Source organism: Mucilaginibacter calamicampi, from assembly GCF_042676765.1.
Taxonomy (GTDB): Bacteria; Bacteroidota; Bacteroidia; order Sphingobacteriales; family Sphingobacteriaceae; genus Mucilaginibacter; species Mucilaginibacter calamicampi.
In genome coordinates, this window is sequence record NZ_JBHTHU010000005.1 from 635348 (window position 1) to 655272 (window position 19925).

Consider the following 19925-nt stretch of genomic DNA (forward strand, 5'->3'; position numbering starts at 1 on the left):
AATTATAATAATCATAAAAAAATGAAAATTAATAAGTCCGCCGTATTGGGATTGTGCATATTAGCGATATGTAATTCATTTGCATTTGCGCAAAAAGTTTCCGTTCAATCTCCTAACAAGAAAATTAATGTAGGGCTGTTCAATCAGCAAAACGGCGATGCAGGTGCATGGTATTTAAAAGTAACTTACACTGAAGGAGATAAAACTACCGAAGCTATCTCGCGTATTGACCTGGGCCTGGTAAGGGCCGATCAGGAATTTGCTAAGGAGCTGGCCTTTGTAAAAGCCGGTAAAGCTACGCCTATAAATGAGCAATATAAGGCACCGCATGGCAAGCGCTCTGTGCGGAGTAACAACGCAAACGAAGTAGCTGTTTCATTCCAAAATCCTGATAAAACAAAAATGAACGTTATTATACGCGCTTATAATGACGGGATGGCTTTTCGTTATGAATTTCCGGATAAACGCGAGGCAATTGCTATGAAGGATGAGTTAACCTCTTATAGCATCCCAAAGGAAACAAGCAGATGGATGGAGAAGTGGAATACAGCCAATGAGGGATTTTATACCGCTATGGTTGATGACAAAGTGCAGCAGCAGGAGTGGTGCTACCCTGCGCTTTTCAATACAAAAGATAAGGCATGCTGGTTTTTAATGCATGAAGCTGATCTGGACAGAAACTATTGCGGCACTAAATTGAGCAATGTAGCCGATGCTACAAAGTACAAGCTTACTTTTCCTAATCCGCGTGATGGGCGCGGCACAGGTGTAGTTGAACCAACTATCAGCTTTCCGTTCAAATCACCATGGCGTGTGGTTATAATGGGCAATTTGCAGGATGTGGTGGCATCTACCTTAGTTGATGATATATCAACACCAACCTTGTTGAAAAATACGGATTGGATTAAACCTGGTGTTGCATCATGGAATTACTGGTCAAGTAATCACGGCACAAAGGATTATAAAATAGTTACCAAATTTGCAGATCTGGCTGCCGAAATGAGCTGGCCATACACGCTGCTAGATTGGGAGTGGGACAGCATGGCTAATGGCGGCAAACTGGAAGACGCATTGACTTATATAAAAGCTAAAGGCGTAAAACCGCTAATGTGGTACAACTCGGGTGGTAATCACACTTCAGTTACTTCAACACCTAAAGACAGAATGCTTACGCACGAAAGCCGGGTTAAAGAATTTACTAAGCTTAACGAGTTAGGTGTGGTAGGCGTTAAAATAGATTTCTTTGAGAGCGAGAAGCAGAATATGATCCAATACTACCTGGATATATTGGATGATGCGGCACAGTATAAGATCATGGTATATTTTCATGGTTGTTTGGTGCCGCGTGGCTGGTCAAGAACTTATCCGCACTTAGTAACTTACGAGGCAGTACGCGGAGCTGAATGGTATAATAACGTTCCCGATTTTACTATGGCTGCACCAGAACATAACACCATATTGCCGTTTACCCGTAACGTTATCGGTTCCATGGATTATACGCCGGTTACGTTCACTAATTCGCAATATCCGCATGTAACATCATACGGGCACGAGTTGGCTTTGAGCGTGCTCTTTGAATCGGCAATTCAGCATTTGGCAGACCGGCCGGAAGGATATGCCGCACTGCCCGATGCCCCTAAGAATTTTTTACGCACAGTACCCAACGCCTGGGACGATACTAAGTTAGTAGATGGTTTTCCGGGTAAAGATGTAACCATGGCTCGCCGTAAAGGAAACGATTGGTACCTGGCCGGTATAAATGGCGAACAGCTTGAAAAGAGGAAAACCATAAAGCTTGACTTTTTACCTGAGGGTGTAAAATATAAACTTACACTTATAGCAGACGGTGCCTATGATAGCTTGTTTAGCACACAATATTTGGTTGTAGATAAGTCAAGCTCAATAGATGTTAGAATGTTGCGTAGGGGAGGGTTTGTGGCTTCAATAATTAGAGAACAATAAACTTAGTATATTGCAAATTATCTATAAATTTATAACCACTTATAGCAACATAAACTAATGAAAAGAGCCTTAATATATTCTGCCGCTTCAATGTTCCTGGCTTTAGGAGCTAACGCGCAGATGATAGTTGACCCAAGCAAGCCGCTAACTAACAAACCCGAGGAAACAGAAGTGTATCCACCACAAGCTGCCTTGCCTAAAGTAGTTCAATCGCCAAAGGCATTTGACACGCCACCATCAGACGCTGTTGTATTATTTGATGGGAAAAATCTGAATGAATGGGTATCATCATCGCGCGGTAAGGGCGAAGCAAAATGGACCGTGGCAGATGGTGCATTTACTGTGAATAAGCCATCCGGTGATATTGAGACAAAACGCAACTTTACTAATTATCAGCTGCATATTGAGTACCGGATCCCCGCTAATATAACCGGCCAAGGTCAGTCACGTGGTAATAGCGGTGTTTTTCTTGCTGCCACAAACGGTAAAGCGGGAGGATATGAGATACAGGTGCTTGATGGTTATAATAACGAGAACAAGACCTATGTTAACGGCATGGTAGGTAGTATATATAAAGAGGTTGTTCCTTTAGCTAACCCTGCACGTAAAGCAGGCGAGTGGAATGCGTACGATATAGTTTGGACGGCCCCTACCTTTAACACAGATGGCACAGTTAAAACCAAAGCGCGCGTAACAGCGTTTTTAAATGGTGTACTGGTTCAAAATAACTTCGAGGTGGAAGGCGAAACCAATTATATTGGCAAGCATGAGTATGTAAAACACGGCCCCGCGCCAATAAAATTGCAGGCGCATGGCGATAAGAGTGAGCCGATCAGCTACCGTAATATCTGGCTGCGCGAGTTATAGGTTAAAGATAAAAGCATATAAAACCCCGTGCATGGTATTGTACGGGGTTTTATTTTTTAATAGAATATATTTTCCTCACTATATATCTTTTATAAAATGGTTTTTCCGGTTTTTATCCAGCTAATAACACATTTTATCTCACCGTAGCTGTACTCTTCGCCTAGCAACTCTTTTAGTGGTGCCAGTCTGTCGTCGCCATATTTTTCAATAGCATCTTGTATGGCTGGTATTTTTTTAGCATTTACCATATCCGTCACCTCTAACTCTCCTTGTTCTACAAAATAGGCTAAATGGCCCTCAATCGTAGTAACGGCCAATCCACGGGTAGCCGCTATTTCGGCAATTGTTTTGCCGGCTTTATATAGGTCAAAGCTTTCGCGTTGGGTACCGGCAACTGTCTTCCGTGCCGATTTAGCATTCTGTTTACGCTCTCGTCTCGCTTTCTTTTGGTGTATTTTTGATGAAAGGCCTCTTTGTGCGCTGTAGCTTGTTACCGGTAGTAAAAACTCCCGCCCGTAACGCGCAAGCTTTATATCACCAAATCCCGAAATGAGCCGCAATTCATCCATACTTTGAGGCAGGTAAGTAGCCATTTCAAGTAAGGTATTATCAGCAAGTATAATGTAAGGTGGTACATTCTCATTCCGGGCAATATCGCGCCTAACGCTTTTTAGCTCGTCTAACAGGGCCACTTCAAACGGCAGAACTATAACATCGTCGCGTTCCTCAATAGTTTGCGAGGCTATTAAATATACCTTTTCCAGTCCTTTTAGTACCCCTTCGCTTTTGTTAGTTAATTGTAAAACAGGATATTCTCCATCAGATGATTGCAAATAGCCTGTCGCAACCAGTTCGCGCAGGTAACGCTGCCAGTCTGGTTTATTTATATCTGCACCAATTCCATAAGTCTTAAGCGCCTTATGCTCTTCGCGTATTTTTTCGCTTTTTGATCCTCTTAAAAACTCTATCACATAACCTGCGCCAAACCGCTCTTTTAACCGTGATACAGCCGATAGTGCCTTTTGGGCTATCAACGTGCCATCAAAACGCTCTACCTCGGTAAGGCATACGTCGCAAGCTCCACAGTTATCAGGCGCATCCTCTGCAAAATATCTTAACAAAAACTGCCTTCTGCAGGTTTGCAGCTCGCTATACCGTACCATATCATCCAGCTTTTTCAGCATGATACGGCTTTGCTCGGGGTTGTTTTCTACCCTAGCAAATTCCTTTAATTTTTGCGCGTCGCCTGGCGAATAATATAACATCGCCTCTGATGGTAATCCATCTCGTCCGGCCCGGCCTGTTTCCTGGTAGTAACCTTCAATGTTTTTTGGCAAGTCGATATGTACCACATAGCGCACGTTCGACTTATTTATGCCCATACCAAACGCTATAGTAGCAACCATTATCTTTACCTCATCGCGTAAAAAAGCTTCCTGGTTACGGGCCTTGGTCGCGTTGTCTAAGCCGGCGTGATAAGCTTCTGCGGAAAAACCCTCTGCCTGCAGGTTAGACGCCAGCGCTTCGGTAGACTTCCGCGAAAGGCAGTAAATTATACCCGACTGATCTTTTCGCTTATCCAAAAAAGCAAGCAACTGGTTAAAACTGTTACGTTTGGGAACAACCGTATAGCTAATGTTTTCGCGGTTAAATGAGGATACAAATACCGCAGGATCTTTAAGGTCAAGTTTCTCCAGAATATCTTTCTGGGTAAGTTTATCAGCGGTCGCGGTAAGAGCAATGACAGGTACCGAGGGGAAATATTTTTTCAACCCGGCAAGCATCAAATACTCCGGCCTGAAATCATGCCCCCAGTGCGAAATACAGTGCGCCTCATCAATAGCTATCTGTACCACGGGCAACGACTGTAAGAAATCAATCAGTTTGCTGTCGGCACTAAACAGGCGTTCAGGTGCCAGGTACAGTAATTTTATTTGGTTGTTTTTTAATTTTTCAAAAAGCTGCTGATGTTCATCCGGTGTTTGGGATGAATTAAAAAACGCCGCTGATATACCGTTAATGTTCAGGCTATCAACCTGGTCCTTCATTAAAGCAATGAGTGGGGATATTACAATAGTTAGGCCATCAAGTAACACAGCCGGCAATTGATAGCATAAGGATTTGCCGCCACCCGTAGGCATTAACGTAAGCACATCCTTGCCGTTTAATATATGTGCTATAATTTCTTCCTGTTGATGACGGAAGTTACTGTATCCAAAATATTTTTGTAAGGCTTGGTTAGGCGTCATTACGCAAACCTAATAATTTTAGCATAATGGTTTGCCATTTTTTTCTTTAATACTTGTAGTGTTAGGTATTAACTCATCAAGCTGCCGGTAAAAGAGACTTTGATCTTAGATTGAAAGTTTGAAATTATCTTAAAGATCTCTTTTAAAGTAACCTGCTCCAATTTTGAAAGTTGGTCAATGTCGATGTAATTATCCGGAGCGGAATGATCCTGCATTATCTGCTCGGTTTGCTTTTTAAGCCTTAGGTTCATCAAAAAATAGTAAGATTGGCTCAACTCATGATACTCCGTTTCTGAGAAGATGCCTTTTGCCCATAGTGCTTTCATGCGTTCACCTGTATTCACTTCAAAAATGCGGTTCTTTAAAGCATAAACGCGCACCAGATCAACAATAGGGCTCATTGCTCTTTTAATGTCAAACACCTCGCGGGTGCCTTTTTTAAACGTGCGGATATTGTTGAAGAAGGTTAAAGGCGGCTCATACTGCAGCGCGTTTTGAGCCATATAATGAAAAAGCTTCTCCAGTGGATGCTGCAGTTTTTCATCCAAAAAATCATGCAGTTCATCCATTATGGTGTTATCGCCGTAAATGGTGCGGCAATCAAAAAAAGTAGAGAAGTTGATCACTGTTTCTGGGATGGATTCATCCATCCAGTACTCATAATTACGTTTCCAATGGGAGAGTGAGTGTGTCCATTTTGGGTTTTGCGCCATGAAATCACCCGTGCAATAAACAAAACCTATGTGGTTAAGGTCGGCAGATACGCGGGTAGCCATATCTAAAAAATAAGCCCGCACTTCTTCGCGGTGTTCATTGGCCTTATCTTCATAAATAATGGCGTTATCCTGGTCTGTTTTAAAGGTTTGCTCTTTGCGCCCCTCGCTGCCTAATACCATAAATACAAATTTGGCTGGCGGTTCGCCAACCTCGGCAATTACATTCTCTATCACTTTTTGCGCAATGGTATCAGCAACGGTGGTAATTATCTGGTTCACAATTTCGGCATTAACACCCCGCCCCAGCAGCTGGGTTACAAATTGCGGAACGCCCTGCCACTTGCGCTGTAACTCATCAGTAGAGTTGGCCAGTTTAACCGATTGGATGAACACCAGCGGCGATTGCGCCTGCTCGCTCAACAGCTTATTTCTGCTGATAAAACCAACGTGGCTGCCATCTTTTTCAATCAATATGTAACGTATTTTGGTTTGAAACATCATCAGCAGGGCCTCATAAACAAAAGCACCGGCGTTTATGCTGATAATGGGGGAGGCCATTACGTTTTTTATCGCTTCGGTGGTATTGTATTGTTGTGCAATTACCTTATCGCGCAGCGTAATATCAGTTACATACCCTATTATCTTTTGCGCATCGTCCGTTACAAAAAGGCAGCTGGTTTTTTGGGCAGCCATTAGCCGGGCAGTTTTATATATGGGTGTTTGGTAGTGACATGAAACCACGGATCTGTACTCCACACTGTCTATGCGGCGCGAGTACAACTGTTCTGAGGCTGTATAGCTTTCGGTAAACGAAGCCGGTTGCTTAAAAAAATGAACAAATTCTTCATTTTGCATGCGCTTACCAAACTCCGTAGTAAAATGCGTAAAGAACTCATCATAAGCTTTACAAAGCGCTCGGAACTCCCTGCGATGCAGGAAATAAACCAACGTGCCTTTTTTGGCTATAACCGTGCGTAATGAGCGCCGCCTGTTGAGCAATACCGATACGCCTCCATAGCAAAAACCAGGTTGGTGCGTTTCTATTAAGCGCTTGTTGCCGGTACTATCGTAAAAAAAGGATTCGTAACTGCCTTCAGCAATAATATCAACGCCTTTCATCATGGTAACATCCTGCTGATAGATGGTGGTATCTTTCTTATAACCAACCTCTTTTAATTGTTCAGCCACGCCTTTCAATACATCTTCCGGAAGCGTATTAAATGGCGTTACGGTTTTCAGAAACTCCAATCGGCTATTCATAATAGGTAAATGGCAAATAACAATAACAATATAACAATTAAGGCCGGTAAAAGGCAACCGGATGGTTTTTTCTTAGGCTCGCGCTGCAGCTCAAAATCTTTATTTTGCTGTACGATGCTTGCTTCGGATATTTCGCCGCGGGTGCGTAACTCAAAAAAAGATTCCGCGGTAGCCTGTGCATCGTGCAGGGCGTTATGTTGATTTTGCAGATCAGCCTTAAACAGCATATAGTAAAGGTCGCCTAAACGCAGTTGGCGTGTAGAAGGGCTGCGGAGCAGCTGCGTTGTGGCAACCATGGTACAAAAAACGGGTAGTTTACTTAACGGGTTGAATACCCCGCTGCGGTAAAATGCCGCGCCCATCAGGTAATAATCCAACTGCATAAAATGGCCTATTATAGTCGGCTCAAATTCCACAAGGTCATTAGCCAGCATTTCCATCACTTTGTCCAATGGTTCGCCATGCGATAGTAAAAAGTCAGGAGTTATGCCATGCGTTGCGATGGCAGCGTCGGTAATGATGACACCATCAGCGCTGATGTAGCGATTTTGCTCTTTAACCAGGTTACGATGCTCATCATATATCAGCCAGGCTATTTGCACTATATGCGGCCAATTATCATCAGTGCTGTAGGGCAGGGTCCAATTGCCGGGCAGGCCCGAAGCCTCGGTATCAATAAAAAGCAGGTACTTATTCACTCAATTGCATTTTGTGGGGCGTTAAATATAATCACAATTGTTAGGTGTTAAGGGTTTATTTTTACAACCAAACTTTGCTTGATGGGCTACCGAATGGACAATTTAAAAACACTAAGTGATTGGGCCGACGTAATTATCACCCTTTATGATGCTGCACAGACCAGCGTTTTACAAGCATCAATGAAATGTTCAATATCGGCGCGAGTTAACGGGTCGGTAATATTACCCTCCTGATCGATCTTACCTTTGATCCCCTGAATGAGCAGGGAAGTTGCGGGTGTTAGTTTCGCCATCAACGTGTTCATGATCAACTGCAATTCCTGATGACCTTTCTCGCCGCTGGCGGAAGCGGTAATCAGACCTACCGGCTTATCAGAGAAAATAGTCGTCGATACGCACCACTCTATCAGGTTCTTCAACCCGCTGGGGATACTGAATACATACTCCGGCGTGCAAATGATGATGCCATCCGATGCCGCTATTTCATTTCGCAGAGCGACAATCGCCGGTGGGGGCGCGTCGGTTGTGTCCGGATCAAAATGTGGGTAGACCTTCGGGTCGGCTATTACTGTAACTTCAAAATGCGACCGGGTAGCTTGTTCAATATACCGAACCAGGCGGTGATTGGACGAATTAGCGCTGGCGCTGCCGACTATGGCGAGTATCTTATTTTTTGGCATTGTTTAATTGCGGTTGAGCAAATATTTTACACTATAGTAAAACCACTTTCCGAAGTTACAAACTTCCGCTATGCATGTAGTCTTCGACTACAGTGAAAATGATGCTAAACGCAAAAAGCCCGGACCGGTCAACTGACCATCCGGGCTTAAATATATAGGGAGTTGTAACTTATTTAGCGGCGTTCAACACTCGCTCTGTCTTAGTAAAATCTGTATAAGCATATTTACCCAGTATAGTGCGTTGCAGGGTAAGCTTGTATGTTCCCCATGGGGTTTTAACGCTGCTTTCAATATTCTCAATTTTGGCTTTCTGTGGCGCCGAAGCCGGCGCTTTTTCGTTCAATAACTCATAAACAACCCTTCCGTCCATTACTGCTGGTACAGGCAAGCCCAATAAATGCAGAACAGTTGGCGTAATATCAACGTTGGCGGTTGGCAGATCGCCTTCAAAAGATTTTTTAAAGCTTGGGCCTGATGCGATCAGCGCGATATGTACCTCGTACGGACTAAAGCCACCGTGACCGGCAACACCACCGGAAAAACCTGTTCCCTCATAACCGAAACTATTCTTACGGTTATCCCAGTTCTCGTCAACCAAAATATCAGCCGCGCGGGTAGGGTGGTTCCAATGGATGGCTTCAAATGATATGGTACCGTCTACCCAACCTTTCATATCGCCGGGTTTAGCACCTTTAGTGAAAACAGCGCCGATAAATTCAGGCTCTTGTAAAGCAGCTACAATCTTTTTTATCATATCCGGATTGTGGTCTTTTACATAGATGGCACCTTCTGCTACAACCACGTCTTCTGAAGTTTTATCCTTTTTCAGGCCCTTTTCAATAAGGTAGGTAGCAACATTTGTTTTACCCACATGTGTTACAAAACCGTGATCGGTTGAGATCAGCACGTTATAAACTTCGTCTAATTTCTGGCTTTTTAGGTAATCTATTATCCGGCCAAACTCATGGTCTACAGTTTTAATAGATGCCATTGAAGTTGCAGCGCCGATACCGTCTGAGTGAGCTGTTCCATCGGGATCATTAAACCAGATAGCACTTACGTTGGGACCGTTTGGTGCTAAGCCCAATTTTATCAACGCGTCAGCCACCCAAACGTGCTTGGCACCCGACTTGTTGTTTTTTGGAAAAGGGCCAACCGCGTTAAAAACTGTTTCCTTAAAAGATTCAGGCAATATCATGCTCGAGTTTACAATAGCGCCACCGCTAAGTGTATGGTTTTGCAAAAGCGCCTGGCCGGTTGAGCCTGAGCTGAATACCATCATTTTTTTACCGTTTTGCATTAATACTTCCCCTAAGGTTATGCTGGTAAGCAGGTGACCGTTAGTTGCGCTGTCAATACGTTTCAAATCAGCGGCATCGCCCGTATTAAGGCCTTTAACTTTGTCTACTTCAGGAAAGTATACCGTATTACCCAAAATACCGGTTTTAGCAGGATAGGTGCCGGTTGAGTAAGCCGATGAGTTTACACGGGTTACCGTAGGGAACACGCTATGATGCTGTTTGCCAAATGATCCCTGCTTTTTAAAGGCATACAGGTTAGGCATTGCCTCCGGCGTAATATAATCAGGGCGCAGGCCGTCAAAAAATACGATCAGGGTTTTTAGCTCCTTTTTTGGCTGCGATTGGGCGTTTACGCCGGTGGCTATTAAAACCAGGGCCAGCGCTCTCGCAATGTTTTTTATGTTTTTCATGATGTTGAGTTTTATAATATGTAGTAGAATGTTTGACTGTGGAACTCTTATACAAATACTTGTCATTTCGAGCGGTAGTGAGAAATCTATACACACGTTTTCCGCCATGCTTAGCGCGTGTATAGATCTCTCCTTAGGTCGAGATGACATTTACTATTTGTCTCTTTTTCGTTAATTATTTATCCCACCAAACTTTAACATTGCTGTTATCGCCGCCCATTGCTGCAACAGCCGCCTTTAAATTAACCGGGTTAAGCGATTGTAAATAAGTTGGGTACGGTATACGGTTAGGGAACTGATTTTCGGCAGGTATACCTGTACCGCGCGGCAATACCGGGTAGCCAGTACGACGTTTCTCTAACCATGCCTGGTAGTCATTAAAGAAATAAGCGTAATATTTTTGCGTGATGATCTGCTCAAGGCGTGTGGCTACACTGGTGCTCTCATCAAGATTAACACCTGTTTGCTGCAGGTAACCTGTAGGCAGGCTAACACCCCATTGTGTCATTGATGCAGCTATTCCGGCTTCGTAATGCGCCCTTGCGGTTTTACCGGTATTATAACCTTTAAGGGCTAGCTCGGCTTTAATAAATTCTTCTTCAGCGTAGGTTATCATCACACCGGTGTTTGATGCGGTTTTAAGCGCGTCTGTATAACTGGAGTTTTTGCCTACCACATATTCAACCGTTGTAGGGTAACCGCTATCAATGCCCTGGTAAACGCCTGAAACGGGGATGGCCCATATAGCGCGGCGAGGATCGTTCCATGTATTCAAATTGCCTAAAAAGAATTTAGTGTAATAAGTACCATCGCGCCAATCCAACTGGCGGGCGGTGTAGTAAGGGTTAAAATAAGGGTATACGTTAGGGAACTTATAAACGCCTTCATCTGCATTTGACGAAAACACGGGGTACTTCGTCGCATCGCTCAAAATAGCATTTATCTGCGCGTCGGTATTCATTTCTGCCGCGCGTTTTGATAAACGCAGCAACAAACGCAGTTTCAAGGTATTGCCAAATTTCTTCCAGCGTTGTATACCCACGTTCTTACCGCTGGTTAGGGTGTTAGAAGGGTACAGGTTGTCGCCGCCGTAAGTAAGCGCTTTTGTGTCATCAAATAATGTATTGGCCTCATCAAGGTCTTTCAGTATTTGGGTGTAGATGTCTTTTTGCGCGTCAAACTTGGGCTGTACGTTACCATCTGAGGCTTTTGTTGCCTCGCTGAAAGGCACATCACCATAAACATCTGTTAACATAGAATAGGCCCAGCTTTTGTAAACCAATCCTATAGCGCGGTAGTTCTTTTCTTTTAACCTGTCGGCGCTGTTAATAACTACATTTACGTCGGCCAGTAAGGTGTAAAAGCTGTTCCAAACGCCCGTCCCCGGGTTTATTACATACCTGTGTACGCCGTTGCCGCTGCTGCTGCGCGGCGCATCAACCTGCATTAATTCATGTGTGAAATCGCGTGCAGCGCTAATGCTGCTGTTTACAAAACGGTATTCCATCTGCCCCAAAACAACACCCGGGTTTACTTCGGTAGGGCGGTTAGGGTCTGTATTTATTTTTTCGAAATTTTTGGTACATGATGCTGTTAAGCAGCTTAACAGAACCAGTGATATATATGCTTTTTTCATGGATGCTAAATGATTAGAGTTTTAAAGTAAGATTGATACCCATAGTACGTGCCGATGGGAACTGCATCAGCTCAACACCCGGTGTAAGGGTACCGCTGTTAAGGTTACCACCCTCTGGGTCAAAGCCCGGAAATTTGGTGATGTTAAACAGGTCGCGGCCATAAACAGCAAATGATGCTGATTTAAAACCACTTTTACCTAACCATTTTGCAGGCAGGTTAAACTCAATGCGTGCCTCGCGCAGTTTAAGGTAGCTGGCATCAAATACGTTGGTTTCGGCATTGTTAATGGCGTAATAATTCTCATAATAAGATGCAGCTGAGACTTTTACGGTATTCGGACGGTAAACGCCGTCTGAGCCTAAAACCACGCCATCGCCAACTATACCGCCATCGCGGCCGGGCAGGGTAACTTTGGTTTTACCCAAAGTGTTGTATTTGTGGTTGCTTTGCGAAAACATGCTGCCACCGTGCTGGTAGTCTAACAAAAAGCTTACTCTTACTTTATGGATGCTGAATTCGTTCAGTAATCCACCTTTCCAGTCGGCAAAGGCATTACCCCAAACTTTAGCAGTTGCATCAAGTGGGGCAGGTAAGCCGGTCGAGCTGTAAATAACTTTTCCTTCCGGTGAGCGTTGGAAACCTCGTCCGTACATGTCGCCCATGCGGCCGCCTACACGCGCCTCAATGGTCACGTTACCATCGTGGCTGTATATAACCTGGCTGTTAAGGCCGTCAGCTAATTCACGTACGTAGCTGCGGTTACGACTCCAGTTCAAGGTAGCGTTCCAGCTAAAATTAGGAGTAGATACAGGCGTACCGCGTAATACTACCTCCACGCCGTTACTTTCTATTAAACCTGCATTAACCAAAGCACTGCTATAGCCAGAGGTAGGGTCAAGCGGGATAGCCAGTATCTGGTTGCGGCTATTGTTGCGGTAGATAGTAACGTCAGTTGATAATCTGTTATTTAAGAACCTTAGGTCTAAACCGGCCTCATAGCTGGATGTGATCTCTGGTTTAAGGTTAGGATTGAAAAGGGTAGCAGAGTTAGTGAAGGTGTTGCTGTAGATCTTATCGTAATATTTTGTGGTTTGATAAGGGCGCGTATCATTACCAACCTGTGCGTATGATAATCTCAGCTTGGCAAACGAGATCTGCTTAGGCAGCGTAAACATATCACCTAAAGAAAAACTGGTACTTACAGATGGATAGAAGAAGGAGTTATGACCATAAGGCAAGGTGCTGCTCCAATCGTTACGGCCGGTCAGATCAAGAAATATGGCATTGTTGTATGACCATTGGGTAGCCGCGTAAACGCTGTTGATAGCTTTTTGCGAGCGTTGCGGATCGGCAACGGCGGGGTCTAAACTGTTTGATAACTGGTAAACACCCGGCTGCGCTAATTGATCTGCATAGATGCCTGCAAAATTGTAGCTCTGTTTCATAGCATTGGCACCGGCGTTGAAGGAGAAATCAATTTTTTCGCCTACTTTATCTTTGTAGGTCAACAATACATCGTTGTTTACTTCATAATTGAACACGTTTTGCTCACGGTAGCTACCTTTAGGGTATTTGGTGATGCTGTAAGGGCGCTGCTGTGAGCGGAACTCGTTAGACATATCCAAACTGGTGCGGAACATCAGGTTCAATTTAGAATTGAATTGATAATCTGCAGAAGCGGTACCGATAAAGCCGTTTTTGTTCATTTTATTTAAATCCTCATACAAGTCGATATAAGGGTTGTCAGGACCCGGGTTAAATGGGTTTTTTTGCTGTACACCAACCAGGCCGGGCTGCCAGTAAGGCTTAAACCAGTTATGATCAATGTTTGGCGCTGTACCTATAGCCAAAAAGTACATCAGTGTTTGGTTGTTATAACCTGCTGATGGCAGGTTATCGCTCTGTTTATTGGTATAGGTGGCCTTACCGCTTATTTTTAACTTATCGCTAACTTTTTGGTTAACAGAAAGCGCAACCGAACTACGCTGATAGCCGGTATTAGGTACTATCCATTTGTTATCCAGGTGTGATACTGATAACCGGGCCGAGCTTTTGTCGGTTCCGCCTTCAATAGAAAGGTTGTTGGTAATGGTAGAACCGGTTTGGAAAAAACCCTTTATATAATCAGGATTCGCTTTCCATGGAGTGCGTGTGGCAGCGAGATTATTGGTAGTATTAGGATCATATTGAAAATATGATTGCCCGTCAAATTTAGGTCCCCACGCACGGCCTGCAGCCGCACCTGTACTTGTGTTAATACCGTCAGCACTATCCCCGTAGGAGTAATAAGCAGTGGTTCTGCCTTCGCCGTACTCATATTGATAATCGGGCCAGCGGTTAACCTGGTCTACGCTGGCGTTAAGGTTATAGGTAACGCCAATGCCGCCGTCTTTACGTGCACCGGTTTTGGTAGTGATAATTAACGCGCCACCCGCCGCTCTGCTACCGTACAAGGCAGTCGCGCCAGGGCCTTTCAGCACGGTAATGCTGGCAATGTCGTCCGGATTAATGTCCGATACATCCGAGCCAAAGTCAACAGGACTGTCAGTAGCAAGGTGTGCCTTAAAGCCCGTCCCGGTGATTTTGCTGCTTACAGGCACACCATCTACTACTATCAGTGCCTGGTTGTTGTCCAGGTTAAGGGAGTTTTCACCGCGCAAAGTGATACGCGACGAGCCCATTGGGCCAGAGCCGGTGCCCTGAATGTTCAAACCGGCAACCTTGCCAGAAAGCGAGTTTACCCAGTTATTGGTCTTGGCATCTTCAACCGCGCTTGCTTTAATGGTTTGGGCAGCGTAGCCTAAAGATTTTTCTTCGCGTTTAATACCTAAAGCCGTTACCACAACTTCGTTTAACGATCTTGTGTCCTCAAGCAGTTGAATGTTAAGTTCCTGCTGCCCGTTAAAGGTTATTTCCTGTGGCTGGAAGCCCAGAAAATTAAAAACCAATACATCGTTTTTAGTAAGTGTGCGCTGAGCGCTAAATGTATAAGCGCCCGTGGCAGTGGTTGCGGTAGCGTTAGTGCTGCCTTTTAAGGTAATTGTAACACCGGGGAGCGCCTGTCCGTGGGTATCAGTTACCCGCCCCGTTATCCGGGTGGATTGTGAAAAAGCACCCAGGCAACAAAGCAAGAGTGCGGGGAGCAGCATAAGCTGCTTTAAAAAAGTAAAGTTGGTCATAGGGGATAGCCGTTAATGATTTTAATGGCGCAAAGCTATCCCAGGCTTGTAAAGTGTATTTTAGCAAAGCTTTGGCAAATAGTTAAGTAATTACTTACTTATACGTCAGTAATTAACATTCACATCAAAATTTAATAACTGCTATTTAGCAATAGTGTAATTGTTAATTAATAGGAAATACTATGGAGGATTAACCTCATCGCAGCGCGCGCCCATTAAAGAATTAGCCCCTGCTTTTTTAAAAATTATACCTAATTTGCGCTAACCGATTTAAAAATTACCAGGAACCATCTATGAAGAAGTTTATCTGCGCGTTAGTTTTAACTGCAAGTATTGGCTATAGTTTTGCTCAAAATGTAAAGTTAACTTTCGACAAATCATCGCCGCAGGCTAACTATGCTGCCGGGCGTTTACAAAAAGTGCTCACCTCTAAAAAATATGCTAATGGCGCCGGTGGATACATTATTTCAATCGGCTTAAACAGCGGGTTGGGCAAAGAGGGTTACAGCGTTACCACTCAGAGTAAGACTATAAAAGTTGAAGGCGGCGATGGTACAGGCGTTGTTTATGGGGCGCTGTCTGTAGCAGAAGATCTGGCTAATGGTGTTAAATTACAGGCAATAAAAGCAAGTAAGGGTACACCCCAAATGCAGCTGCGGGCCGTAAAGTTTGATATGCCCTGGGATACTTACCGCCACCACTTGTCGCTTGATCAGCATTACGAAACCTGCCGCGATATAAAGTACTGGGAAGCTTTTTTGGATATGATGGCTGATAACCGGCTGAATGCTTTAAGTTTATGGAATCTGCATCCGTTTACTTACATGATACGGCCAAAGAATTATCCGCTGGCAACACCTTTTAATGATAAGGAATTGAAAGAATGGCAGACGTTGTTTAAAGGCATATTTAAAATGGCGCATGATAGGGGGATTGATACATACCTGGTGCCGTTCAATATATTTTTCAGTCCGGAGTTTGCCAAGAATTATCCGGTTAAAAAGCCCAACCTGGATCATGATTTTTTTGTGGATGGTGATACATCAGCCATTGTAAAAAAATATACCCGCGAGTGCATAACGCAGGTTTTAAAGGAATACCCTGATCTGGATGGCATTGGTTTTACCTTAGGCGAAGGCATGGGCGGCATGACCCCCGAACAGCGCGAAGACTGGATGACAGAAACCTATATTGCCGGCATGCGGGATGCCGGTCGCCCGGTAAAATTGATACACCGCATACCCTTCTCAAGCACTACCGGATCTTTAGGTGTTACTTCAATACAAACCGAAGTTATGACGCGTAAAACCATTGAGGAACAGAATGATATGCCATTTATAAATGGGCCAATCTGGGCCGATCTGAAGTATAACTGGTCACATCCGTTCTCCACCACAAAACTGATAAAAGTACACGGAGGCAAACTATTCGATACCTATTTTAAGTTGCCCGCCAAGTTTAAAATTACCTGGACAGCCCGGAACGAAGATGTTTTTTGCCTGCGCTGGGGCGTGCCGCAGTTTATACGCGAGCATGTTAAGGCCAACAGCCAGCCTTATACCGGCGGGTATTTTATAGGGTCAGAAAGTTATATACCGGGCAAAGATTATTTTACCAATCCATCCATAAAAGTTAACTGGAAATATGCTTTCCAAAGGCAATGGCTGTATTACAAAATGTGGGGCAGATTATTGTATGATCCTAACACGCCTGATAAGGTTTTTAGCGATGAGTTTGTACGTAGATACGGAGCGGCGGGTAAAAACCTGTTAGAAGCATCCTCATTAGCAGGAAAAACCTTACTGGCTACCGGTAAATTCTTTGATTCGACATATGACCTTACGCTTTACGGCGAAGGTATGATGGGGCAGTTCGGACGGAACAAAGACATGCGTTATATCGATGTTGACAACCAGATAAAACGCGCTGTTTTAGATTCAACTGCCTCAATTAATATAGCTGATTATGTGGCAGCTATCAACAGCAATAAAAAAATTGATGCCAAAATAGTTACGCCGCTGATGATAGCAGATTCGTTAGAGCGCGACTGCAAACGTGCGCTTGAGTTGGTAAAAGCTATTACTACAGCTAATAATACTGCGTTAATGTTTGAGGTAGCCGATATTAAAACCTGGGCCAACATGGGCCTCAACATGGCAGAGCGTATGCGTGGCGGCGTAGCCCTGCAAACTTACCGCGCCAAAGGCGGCGAAAACAATAAGCAGAAAGCCATTGTCCATTTAGAAAACGCCTTAAACTACTGGAAAAATGTAGCGGCCATTACACGCCCCATTTATAACGATATGCCTTTAACCCACCTGATGGAAGATGGCGGCAGAACGTGGAAGCAAAACTATAACGATAAATTCCACTGGGCTAAGCTAACCCCACAGGTTGCAGCGGATGTTGATGTGGCCAGAAAAGCCGTGGCAGGTAAATAATAATATGCAGGCTTCATTTGTACAGATAATTATTTGCTTGCTGATAGGCATTGCCCTTATAGTGGTGCTTACCTCGAGGTATAGAGTGCATGCTTTTTTCGCGCTATTATTAGCGGCATTTGTTGTTGGGCTGGGCGTAGGCTTGCCTGTAGATGGCATTATAACTGCCGTTAAAGATGGTTTTGGCAATGTAATGAAATCGTTGGCCATTATAATTGTGTTGGGTACAACGCTTGGCGTTTTGTTAGAGCACACGGGCAGCACGCAGGTTATGGCAGCATTTATTATGCGTAAAGTGGGCGAGAAGCGCTCTGCCCTTGCCATGACGCTGACCGGGTTTATTGTTGGGCTGCCGATATTCTGCGATTCGGGCTACATTGTTTTAAGCGGATTGAACCGCTCTTTAGCCAGGCGTACGCATACGCACATGGCGGTTATGGCGGTGTCATTAGCTACAGGTTTATATTCTGTGCATTGTCTTATCCCGCCGCACCCCGGGGCATCGGCAGCAGCGGGAATTATCGGGGTAGATTTTGGCAGGCTGATAATGATGGGCATTATTGTAGCCATACCCGCATCGGCAGCGGGTTATCTTTGGGCCAATTACATGGGCAAAAAAATGGATGATGTAGTTGATGATGATATAGACGTCCCAACAGAAAACAAACATTTACCCTCGTCCTTAAAAGCATTTCTCCCGGTGGTTGTGCCTATTTTACTGATCTCGTTAAAATCATTTTTAGTTTTAGATACCGCCATAAACAATAAGTGGTTAACATCGATCCTCTCATTAGGCGACCCGGTTTTAGCACTTGCGGTTGGTATTTTACTGGCGCTTAATTGCAAACGTGGCTGGGACAGATCATCCCTCGGGAAATTGTTAACTGACGGCGCAGAAAAAGCAGGCGGTATATTGGTAATAATAGGGGCAGGTGGTGCATTTGGCGCTGTACTGGCTGCCACAAAAATAGGCGATCATTTAAACGGTGCTTTCGCTTTGGGCAGTTTGGGTATCCTGTTTCCATTCCTGGTAGCTTTTATTCTAAAAACGGCGCAAGGCTCATCAACAGTGGCCATTATTACTGCATCGTCAATTATACTTCCATTGTTACCCGCATTGGGTTTGGATACGCCAAACGGGCATCTGTTAACAGTATTGGCCATGGGCGGAGGCTCCATGATGATATCGCACGCTAACGATGCTTATTTTTGGGTAATAGCCAAATTTTCGGGACTCGAACTTAAATCAATGTTGCGGGTTTACTCGGTTGCTACCGTGCTGATGGGAATTACGTCGCTTGTAATGGTTTATATTTTATCAACGGTACTGGCTTAGTTATGCATATACTTATCGCCCCCAATGCCTTTAAAAACAGTGCCACTGCTACAGCCGCTACCGAAGCTATACAACAAGGGCTGCAAAGCAGCAAACTGTCATGCACGACAGAATGCTTTCCTATTGCTGACGGAGGCGACGGAACAGCAGAACTCATAGTCAATAAATGTAATGGCGTTTGGGTTGATGCGGTAGTGAGCGACCCGCTTGGCCGGCCAATTACTTCCGCTTTCGGGTTGATTGACGACGGAAAAACAGCGGTAATTGAAATGGCTAACGCATCGGGTTTGCGCTTGTTAAAGGCTGACGAACTGGTGCCGATGCATACATCAAGCTATGGTACCGGGCAGCTGATGAAAATTGCCTTGGATAGGGGCGTTAATAAAATTATCCTGGCGATGGGCGGCTCGGCAACGGTTGATGGCGGCTGTGGGATATTAAATGCGCTGGGCATAAATTTTCTGGATGCAGAGGGGAATACGCTAACCGCCAACCCCGAAGGTTTACAGCAAATGGCGGCTATTGATACCAGCGGATTGGACAGCCGCATAGCCAATTGCGAAATAGTAGTTGTTTGCGATGTGGATAATAAGCTTTTAGGTGACAATGGCGCTGCTGCAGTATTCGGTCCTCAAAAAGGGGCAACAGCGGAGCAGGTAAAATTATTAGATGGTTTTCTTGCCAATTTCAGCGCTGTTACGCTTGAACATACCGGTAAAAATATTGCCGAAATTAAATACGGCGGTGCTGCCGGTGGTGCTACAGCAGGTGTACATGCTTACCTGAACGCACGTTTGGTAAACGGTATTGAGTATTTTCTGCAGCTAACCGGCTTTGATAAAGCCTTGCAAAACGCCGATGTGGTAATAACGGGCGAAGGTAGTATAGACACGCAGACCTTACAAGGCAAGGGGCCATTTGGCGTAGCTGCAATGGCTAAACAATATGGCTTGCCTGTTATTGGTATAGCGGGTATGGTGCCGCTTAACGGGGACCCTGATCTGCGTAAATATTTTGACGTTTTATTGGCGATAGGCAATGGCCCGGCTGATATGCCCAATGCAATAAAAAATACCCATGCCAACCTGGTGCGCATGGGTACGGAAATAGGAACGATGTTAGCTATACCGCGTAAATAGGAAAAGCAAACCCTTTCGTCACACTTGTATCAAATAAACAGCTAACCCT

At 44.5% G+C, this 19925-nt stretch carries 12 protein-coding genes; 5 read left to right on the top strand and 7 right to left on the bottom strand.

The annotated features are described in order from the left end of the window. Positions 1 to 21: 21 nt before the first annotated feature. Together ACFQZS_RS08540 and ACFQZS_RS08545 are read left to right on the top strand one after the other, a co-directional pair. Entirely contained in the window at positions 22 to 1962 is a 1941-nt protein-coding gene (locus ACFQZS_RS08540) for a glycoside hydrolase family 97 protein (protein ID WP_377099218.1), read from the top strand. Positions 1963 to 2019: 57 nt separating this feature from the next. Beyond that, positions 2020 to 2829 carry a 3-keto-disaccharide hydrolase gene (locus ACFQZS_RS08545; RefSeq protein WP_377099223.1) on the top strand — a complete coding sequence of 270 codons (810 nt, stop codon included), beginning with the start codon at positions 2020 to 2022 and terminating at the stop codon, positions 2827 to 2829. Positions 2830 to 2918: 89 nt separating this feature from the next. Here ACFQZS_RS08545 and recQ read toward each other — a convergent pair whose 3' ends face one another. From recQ to ACFQZS_RS08580, 7 genes are all read right to left on the bottom strand, one after another. Continuing rightward, positions 2919 to 5078, bottom strand: a complete 2160-nt coding sequence (recQ, locus tag ACFQZS_RS08550) for a DNA helicase RecQ (RefSeq protein WP_377099225.1) — start codon at positions 5076 to 5078, stop codon at positions 2919 to 2921. A 68-nt stretch (positions 5079 to 5146) separates the two neighbouring features. Further along, positions 5147 to 7054, bottom strand: a complete 1908-nt coding sequence (locus ACFQZS_RS08555) for a DUF294 nucleotidyltransferase-like domain-containing protein (RefSeq protein ID WP_377099227.1) — start codon at positions 7052 to 7054, stop codon at positions 5147 to 5149. Beyond that, positions 7051 to 7752 (bottom strand): 3'-5' exonuclease, encoded by a 702-nt coding sequence (locus ACFQZS_RS08560; protein WP_377099229.1) that lies wholly within the window; start codon positions 7750 to 7752, stop codon positions 7051 to 7053. Before ACFQZS_RS08560 ends, ACFQZS_RS08555 begins: the two co-directional genes overlap by 4 nt. Before the next feature lie 143 nt (positions 7753 to 7895). Beyond that, positions 7896 to 8432, bottom strand: coding sequence for an NADPH-dependent FMN reductase (locus ACFQZS_RS08565; protein WP_377099230.1), 537 nt, complete (start codon positions 8430 to 8432; stop codon positions 7896 to 7898). A 169-nt stretch (positions 8433 to 8601) separates the two neighbouring features. Then, positions 8602 to 10143 carry an alkaline phosphatase family protein gene (locus ACFQZS_RS08570; protein WP_377099232.1) on the bottom strand — a complete coding sequence of 514 codons (1542 nt, stop codon included), beginning with the start codon at positions 10141 to 10143 and terminating at the stop codon, positions 8602 to 8604. 175 nt (positions 10144 to 10318) lie between these two features. After that, positions 10319 to 11779, bottom strand: coding sequence for a SusD/RagB family nutrient-binding outer membrane lipoprotein (locus tag ACFQZS_RS08575; RefSeq protein ID WP_377099234.1), 1461 nt, complete (start codon positions 11777 to 11779; stop codon positions 10319 to 10321). Between the two features lie 13 nt (positions 11780 to 11792). Further along, the gene (locus ACFQZS_RS08580) at positions 11793 to 14960 is read right to left on the bottom strand and encodes a SusC/RagA family TonB-linked outer membrane protein (RefSeq protein WP_377099236.1); all 3168 of its coding nucleotides are present in this window, start codon (positions 14958 to 14960) and stop codon (positions 11793 to 11795) included. Between the two features lie 293 nt (positions 14961 to 15253). Here ACFQZS_RS08580 and ACFQZS_RS08585 point away from each other — a divergent pair, with 293 nt between their 5' ends. The 3 genes from ACFQZS_RS08585 to ACFQZS_RS08595 are packed head-to-tail and all read left to right on the top strand — an operon-like array spanning position 15254 to position 19876. Continuing rightward, positions 15254 to 17401: a glycoside hydrolase family 20 zincin-like fold domain-containing protein gene (locus ACFQZS_RS08585; RefSeq protein WP_377099238.1), complete on the top strand. Its 2148-nt coding sequence runs from the start codon at positions 15254 to 15256 to the stop codon at positions 17399 to 17401. Between the two features lie 4 nt (positions 17402 to 17405). After that, positions 17406 to 18737: a GntP family permease gene (locus ACFQZS_RS08590; protein WP_377099240.1), complete on the top strand. Its 1332-nt coding sequence runs from the start codon at positions 17406 to 17408 to the stop codon at positions 18735 to 18737. A 2-nt stretch (positions 18738 to 18739) separates the two neighbouring features. Then, positions 18740 to 19876 carry a glycerate kinase gene (locus tag ACFQZS_RS08595; RefSeq protein WP_377099242.1) on the top strand — a complete coding sequence of 379 codons (1137 nt, stop codon included), beginning with the start codon at positions 18740 to 18742 and terminating at the stop codon, positions 19874 to 19876. The last annotated feature ends 49 nt before the right edge of the window (positions 19877 to 19925 follow it).

What these genes read in the sequence shown, in the direction of transcription:
- ACFQZS_RS08585 (WP_377099238.1), top strand. Translation starts at nt 15,254, where the DNA reads ATGAAGAAGTTTATCTGCGCGTTAGTTTTAACTGCAAGTATTGGCTAT.
- ACFQZS_RS08545 (WP_377099223.1), top strand. Translation starts at nt 2,020, where the DNA reads ATGAAAAGAGCCTTAATATATTCTGCCGCTTCAATGTTCCTGGCTTTA.
- ACFQZS_RS08590 (WP_377099240.1), top strand. Translation starts at nt 17,406, where the DNA reads ATGCAGGCTTCATTTGTACAGATAATTATTTGCTTGCTGATAGGCATT.
- ACFQZS_RS08575 (WP_377099234.1), bottom strand. Translation starts at nt 11,779, where the DNA reads ATGAAAAAAGCATATATATCACTGGTTCTGTTAAGCTGCTTAACAGCA.
- recQ (WP_377099225.1), bottom strand. Translation starts at nt 5,078, where the DNA reads ATGACGCCTAACCAAGCCTTACAAAAATATTTTGGATACAGTAACTTC.
- ACFQZS_RS08540 (WP_377099218.1), top strand. Translation starts at nt 22, where the DNA reads ATGAAAATTAATAAGTCCGCCGTATTGGGATTGTGCATATTAGCGATA.
- ACFQZS_RS08555 (WP_377099227.1), bottom strand. Translation starts at nt 7,054, where the DNA reads ATGAATAGCCGATTGGAGTTTCTGAAAACCGTAACGCCATTTAATACG.
- ACFQZS_RS08565 (WP_377099230.1), bottom strand. Translation starts at nt 8,432, where the DNA reads ATGCCAAAAAATAAGATACTCGCCATAGTCGGCAGCGCCAGCGCTAAT.
- ACFQZS_RS08595 (WP_377099242.1), top strand. Translation starts at nt 18,740, where the DNA reads ATGCATATACTTATCGCCCCCAATGCCTTTAAAAACAGTGCCACTGCT.
- ACFQZS_RS08580 (WP_377099236.1), bottom strand. Translation starts at nt 14,960, where the DNA reads ATGACCAACTTTACTTTTTTAAAGCAGCTTATGCTGCTCCCCGCACTC.
- ACFQZS_RS08570 (WP_377099232.1), bottom strand. Translation starts at nt 10,143, where the DNA reads ATGAAAAACATAAAAAACATTGCGAGAGCGCTGGCCCTGGTTTTAATA.